Source organism: Methanofollis sp., from assembly GCF_028702905.1.
In the GTDB taxonomy this organism is placed as follows: Archaea; Halobacteriota; Methanomicrobia; order Methanomicrobiales; family Methanofollaceae; genus Methanofollis.
The window spans coordinates 1-5,067 of sequence record NZ_JAQVNX010000127.1 but is presented as its reverse complement, the minus strand read 5'-3'; the positions used below and the strand labels follow the sequence as shown (position 1 = coordinate 5,067).

General features: G+C 62.2%; 7 protein-coding genes. 1 reads left to right on the top strand and 6 read right to left on the bottom strand.

What is annotated here, in order from left to right:
* The 6 genes from PHP59_RS11270 to PHP59_RS11245 all read right to left on the bottom strand — a co-directional run.
* Nucleotides 1-119, bottom strand: a 119-nt coding sequence (locus tag PHP59_RS11270) for a fumarate hydratase C-terminal domain-containing protein (RefSeq protein ID WP_300167027.1), incomplete at its 3' end; no start/stop codon positions are given.
* Complete coding sequence (locus PHP59_RS11265; RefSeq protein WP_300167023.1) at nucleotides 116-958, bottom strand: fumarate hydratase; 843 nt, start codon at nucleotides 956-958, stop codon at nucleotides 116-118. The genes PHP59_RS11265 and PHP59_RS11270, both read right to left, overlap by 4 nt.
* 92 nt (nucleotides 959-1,050) lie before the next feature.
* Entirely contained in the window at nucleotides 1,051-1,551 is a 501-nt protein-coding gene (locus PHP59_RS11260; protein ID WP_300167020.1) for a 50S ribosomal protein L16, read from the bottom strand.
* A gap of 61 nt (nucleotides 1,552-1,612) precedes the next feature.
* Complete coding sequence (locus tag PHP59_RS11255) at nucleotides 1,613-2,374, bottom strand: ABC transporter ATP-binding protein (protein WP_300167017.1); 762 nt, start codon at nucleotides 2,372-2,374, stop codon at nucleotides 1,613-1,615.
* Nucleotides 2,371-3,183: an ABC transporter permease gene (locus PHP59_RS11250; RefSeq protein ID WP_300167015.1), complete on the bottom strand. Its 813-nt coding sequence runs from the start codon at nucleotides 3,181-3,183 to the stop codon at nucleotides 2,371-2,373. Before PHP59_RS11250 ends, PHP59_RS11255 begins: the two co-directional genes overlap by 4 nt.
* Nucleotides 3,183-4,397, bottom strand: coding sequence for an ABC transporter substrate-binding protein (locus PHP59_RS11245; protein WP_300167012.1), 1,215 nt, complete (start codon nucleotides 4,395-4,397; stop codon nucleotides 3,183-3,185). The genes PHP59_RS11250 and PHP59_RS11245 overlap by 1 nt, the downstream gene beginning before the upstream one ends.
* Nucleotides 4,398-4,585: 188 nt before the next feature.
* Between PHP59_RS11245 and PHP59_RS11240 the strand changes: the two genes are divergently transcribed.
* The coding region (locus PHP59_RS11240; RefSeq protein ID WP_300167009.1) for a helix-turn-helix domain-containing protein at nucleotides 4,586-5,067 on the top strand (482 nt) is incomplete at its 3' end.

Genomic DNA, 5,067 nt, shown 5'->3' with positions numbered 1-5,067 from the left:
TCCATCATTCTCTGGTGCGCCTCGTCCCGCGCCGTGTACACGGTCCCGGAGAGGGTGACGGCGTCCCCCGCACGGAGGTCGAGCACCTCGTCGCCGAGCGGCGTTGCGAGGTGGATCATTCCGCCACCTCCACGCGGCGGGTCGCCCGCCTGCAGGCCCAGCACTGCACATTGACAGCCACGGGCAGGGACGCGGTGTGGCAGGCGCCGGTCTTCACCTTCACCGCGAGGGCCGTCGTGTCCCCGCCAAGGCCCATCGGCCCGATGCCCAGGGCGTTGACGGCGTCGCAGATCTCCTGCTCGAACGAGGTCATCTCGTCGATGGGCAGGAGGAGCGCCTCCTTCGCAAGGGCCGCCGCACCGTCGAAGGTCGACCCGATGCCGACGCCGAGGACGACGGGCGGGCAGGGGCGGCCGCCGGCAAGGAGCGCGGTTTCGGCGACGAAACGCTCGATCTCGCCGGTCTCGGAGGGGAGGAGCATCCTGACCCGGGAACAGTTCTCCGCGCCGGCCCCCTTCGGGAGGACGGTGACGGTCAACTCGTCTCCGGGCATCACATGGACCGCGGGCATTCCTTCGCCTGTGTTGTCGCCGCTGTTCTCGCGGGTGAGGGGGTCGACGACGTTCGGCCTGAGAGGAACCTCGCGTGTCGCCCGCCTCACTCCATCGGCGACCGCGTCGAAGAGGTCGCGGCTGAAGGGCACGGTCGGGGGAATGGTGAGATAGACGACCGGGACGCCGGTGTCCTGGCATATCGGCAGCCCGTGCTCCTCCGCATACCTGATGTTCTCCTCGATGTTCTCAAACTGGGTGCGGGCGGTTGCACTCTGTTCCCGGTCGCGGGCCCGTGCGAGGGCGCGCCGTACGTCTGCCGGAATCGATGTTTCGGCTTCCAGGAACGCAGAATAGGTAGCAGATGCGACTGCCCCGGAAAGGCCGGATGCCGCTCTCTCTATCATTGAGTAGTATGGGGGAGGGGCCGCTAAAAAAATATCTCATTCCCGCCGCCCCTCCGGCAAAGAAAAGAAGAGGAAGAAAATTTCGTCCTGCTTCACTCGAAGACAACCACGCGGGTCGGCGTAGGGAGCTTGTACCCGCCGTGCTTGAGGGCATCCTTTGCCTTGTCCGTGTACTGCGGGTTGGTCCAGACGGTGAAGACCTTCTGGCCCGGGGTGACACGGGCGGCAGAGCCAACGGCCTTGCCGAATGCAAGGCGCATACCTTCTGACACACGGTCTGCACCGGCGCCGGTTGCCTGCTTGTTCTCACGAAGCACATGGTGGGGGTAGGTGCGGAGCTTGAGATAGTAGTTCGAACGTCCCACCTCCTTCATCAGGCGCCTGTTAATGTTAATACGTGCCGCTTCAAGAGCGGAGTGACGGATCTGGCAGGCTTCGAGCACTTCAAGGGTGATCTCAAGAGGGAAAGAACCACTCGGGTCGCCCATATCGTACTGAACAACCTTACTGCCGGGGACACCGCCCATATATTCTCGCCGGGTGTAGGCCTTCTTGGCGAGATTTCTATACATTACTCCTGGTTTTCGTACCATACCTCACAACGCCTCGCCGTAAGTTAGTGCTTTATAACATGGTTATTTTGCTTAATAAAGGTTACTGGGAGGCTTCTTCGCCTCCCTGGATCAGGGAGAGGACGTACCTCCTCACCTGCGCGAACTCGGCACTGGTGCGGTCACGCGGCCGCGGCACCTCGATGGGGATGACCTCCTGCACGCGGGATGGCCGCGGGGAGAGGACGACGACCCTGTCGGAGAGATAGACTGCCTCGTCGACGCTGTGCGTCACGAAGATCACAGTCTTTCCGGTTTTTTTCCAGATCTCAAGCAGTTCTCTCTGCATCGTGTTTCTGGTCTGGGCGTCCAGGGCCCCGAAGGGCTCGTCCATGAGGAGCACCTGGGGCTCGACGCAGAGCGCCCGGGCGACGGCCACGCGCTGGCGCATGCCGCCGGAGAGTTCGTACGGGTGGCTGTGCTCGAAATCATCGAGGCCCACCAGGGCAAGGTATTTTTTTGCCCGCGCATACCTCTCCTCTTTCCCGACGCCCTGCACCTCAAGCCCGAAGGCGATGTTGTCGAGGACCGTGCGCCAGGGATAAAGCGAGTACTCCTGGAAGATCATCGCCATCTCGGGTGTCGGCCCGGCGATCTCCTTCTCGTTGATCGCCGCCCGGCCGCCTGTCGGGTTGTCGAGTCCTGCGATGATCCGCAGGAGCGTCGTCTTGCCGCAGCCAGAGGGGCCGAGGATGCAGATGAACTCGCCGTCCTTCACGTCGAGGGAGATGTCGCCGAGTGCGACGACCTCCTCACCCATTTCGTTGGTGAAGACCTTTGAGACATGCTCGATGGAGAGGCTCATCTGACCATCCCCCTCCACCTGAACTCCCTGTTTTCAATGGCCCTGAAGAGGCCGTCGATGCCGAGGCCGATCAGGCCGATGACGATCATGCCCGCGATGATCACCTGGGACTGGCCCCAGTTGTAGGCGTACATGATGAGGTACCCGAGACCTGAGGTCGTTCCCGGGAGCATCTCGGCCGCAACGACACACATCCACGCGATTCCGAAGCCGACCCGGAGGCCGGTCCAGATCGTGGGCAGGGACGCCGGAAAGATGACCTTCCTGAGGATCTGGGCCTGGCTCGCACCGAAGGTGTACGCCGACTCGACCCAGGTCCTGTTCACCGACTTGACCCCGTCGACTGTGTTGAGCAGGACAGGGAAGACCGCACCGATGAAGATGATGAAGGTCATCGAGACGAGCCCGGTCTTGAACCATGCAAGGGCGAGCGGGATCCAGGCCAGCGGCGGGATCGGGCGGAAGATCTGGATCGTCGGGTCGAGGAAGTTCTCGGCCCCTCTCCAGTAGCCCATCACGATGCCGATCGGGATGCCGACGGCCGCCGCAAGGCCGAAGCCCAGGAGGACGCGCTCAATGGAGAGGAGTGCGTTGTCGATGAGGCTCCCGCTGCCCAGGATGTCAACGGTGGGGGCAGTGAGGATGGCGAGCACCGACTCCACCCGCGGCAGGATGAACTCGCTGTCGATGAGTATCGCTGCAATCTCCCAGCCGATGATGAGTAAAATGGGAAGGATGGCACCTATGGCCTTCCTCCCAAGAAACGCTGTTCCTGTACGTTTTCTCTTCGCCGATTCCGTTGTCTTCATCAGACTTCTTTCACCACCAGTCCGCTGTCTTTCAGGGCGAACTTGAGCATGACATCCTGGATGGAGCCCTTCAGCGGGGCCGCAATCTTCAGCGGCTTGCCTTCGGCAGCTCTCGTCTTCGCCCATTCAGCGAAGGTCGGCCAGTCGTTAACCGGTGCGGATGCAGCGACGACAAGTCCGGATCCCTCAGTATTAACGGGTTGGACGATCTTAATAGGTGTTCCTTTGTCGATGGCGCTGATCGCCGGCGGAGCGCCGACCCAGGCCATCTGGATGTTGTTGGTCGCGGCGAGCTGCATCAGGGCCGGACCGGCGGCGCCGGAGACGAGAGTGACGTCGGCGATCTTCTCACCATTGATGATCAGTTCGAGGTTCTCGGGCCTGGTCTGGGTCGGATCCTTCGGCTTCAGGGCGATGCCGTAGGTCTGGTCGAAGTACTCCCACTTCTTGATCGCGACGAAGAGCGAGGCGTGGTGGTCCGACATCAGGTAGCCGATGCCGAAGGGCTTGTCGAGCTTTGCCGGGGTGGCGATCTTTCCTGCATCGAGCATCGCCTTCGCGTCGGTGTACGGCCGGGTGTTGAAGAGCAGGGCCTTCTGTTCCTCAGGGGTGGCGTTTTTCAACGAGCCGGTGAGGTAGCCGAGGTCTGACTGGGCGTCGACAAAGAGCATGACGCCGTCCTGCCACTGTGCGGAGGGTTCGCTCGTGAACTTGATGGTCGGGATCGCCTGCTCAAGGACGTCGACAGAGTTCACCGAGACGTCGCCAAAGGTGAAGTTGCCCTTGCCGACGAGCCAGTCGGCGACGATCTCGGCGGACTCGTTCTGGTGCTCATTTACATACTGGTTGCCCAGGATGCCGAGGGCGCTGATGGCGTTGACGACGTCGCGGTGGTCCGCGGTGAAGTCGTCACGGGCGGCGATCACGCAGCAGGAGTGGTCCTTCCACATCCCCGCGGGGGGGAGGTCCTGCGAGTACGAGGCGACCTTTCCGATGCCGCTCAACGGGGCGACTTCCACGATGGGCTGCCAGGCGATGTATCCGTCGATCTCGCCTGTGGAGAGGAGCATCGGCATCGGGCCGACGCCCTGGGTGTAGGTAATGCCGACCTCCGCTGCTTCGGTCTTCGGCGTCTCCTCGGAGACGCATCCGGTTGCCAGAAGAATAACCGCAAGCCCGAAGAGGAGGGCTGCGGCAAGCATCTTTTTTGCCATGAGCGTACTGGTGGCCCCGAGGATATTTATAGGTCATTATCCTGCCCTTTTCACCTGTACGATGAGGAAAAATTTGGACTCGGATTGTCTGGTTGTCATGTGAAACTCCATCCCTGTCCCCTCCCGGGGGGCAGGATCTGTGGACAGGAAGAAACATTCATCGTCTTCGTTTGCACAAACAGAAGTACATGATCCAGGCAGACCCCATCGACCGCCTACTCAAGGCGGCCCTCATCTCGGACGACGAGTTCACCGCGACCCTCAACCACATCCTGAAGACCGACCTGCGGATCAGCGTGCGCGAACTCTCGGAGAGGAGCGGGATCGCCCAGAGCACTCTCTACAAGATCCTCACCGGCAAGAGGTCGCCGACCCTCCCGACCCTCCGGGCGATCGCAAATGCCGTCAGGTCCTTCTCCCAGCCGTCGGGCGAGGCTTTCATCGGCCTCATCGCCGCCCGCTATGTCCTGGAGTCCATCCAGGAGAGGACTGTCACGATCGACGGTCAGCCGATCCGCGTCCGCGAGTACCCGGTCCACACCTTCGAGGACACCCTCATCGCCGCGGTGCGTGCCGAGCGCGAGGGGGCGCTCGCCATCGTCTGCGCCCCTATCGCATCGTCCACCATCGAGCACCTCGTCCGCATCCCGGTGACGACGATCATCCCGAA

Coding starts and splice junctions, on each gene's coding strand:
- PHP59_RS11250 (WP_300167015.1), bottom strand. CDS start 3,183: ATGAAGACAACGGAATCGGCGAAGAGAAAACGTACAGGAACAGCGTTT.
- PHP59_RS11255 (WP_300167017.1), bottom strand. CDS start 2,374: ATGAGCCTCTCCATCGAGCATGTCTCAAAGGTCTTCACCAACGAAATG.
- PHP59_RS11265 (WP_300167023.1), bottom strand. CDS start 958: ATGATAGAGAGAGCGGCATCCGGCCTTTCCGGGGCAGTCGCATCTGCT.
- PHP59_RS11245 (WP_300167012.1), bottom strand. CDS start 4,397: ATGGCAAAAAAGATGCTTGCCGCAGCCCTCCTCTTCGGGCTTGCGGTT.
- PHP59_RS11260 (WP_300167020.1), bottom strand. CDS start 1,551: ATGGTACGAAAACCAGGAGTAATGTATAGAAATCTCGCCAAGAAGGCC.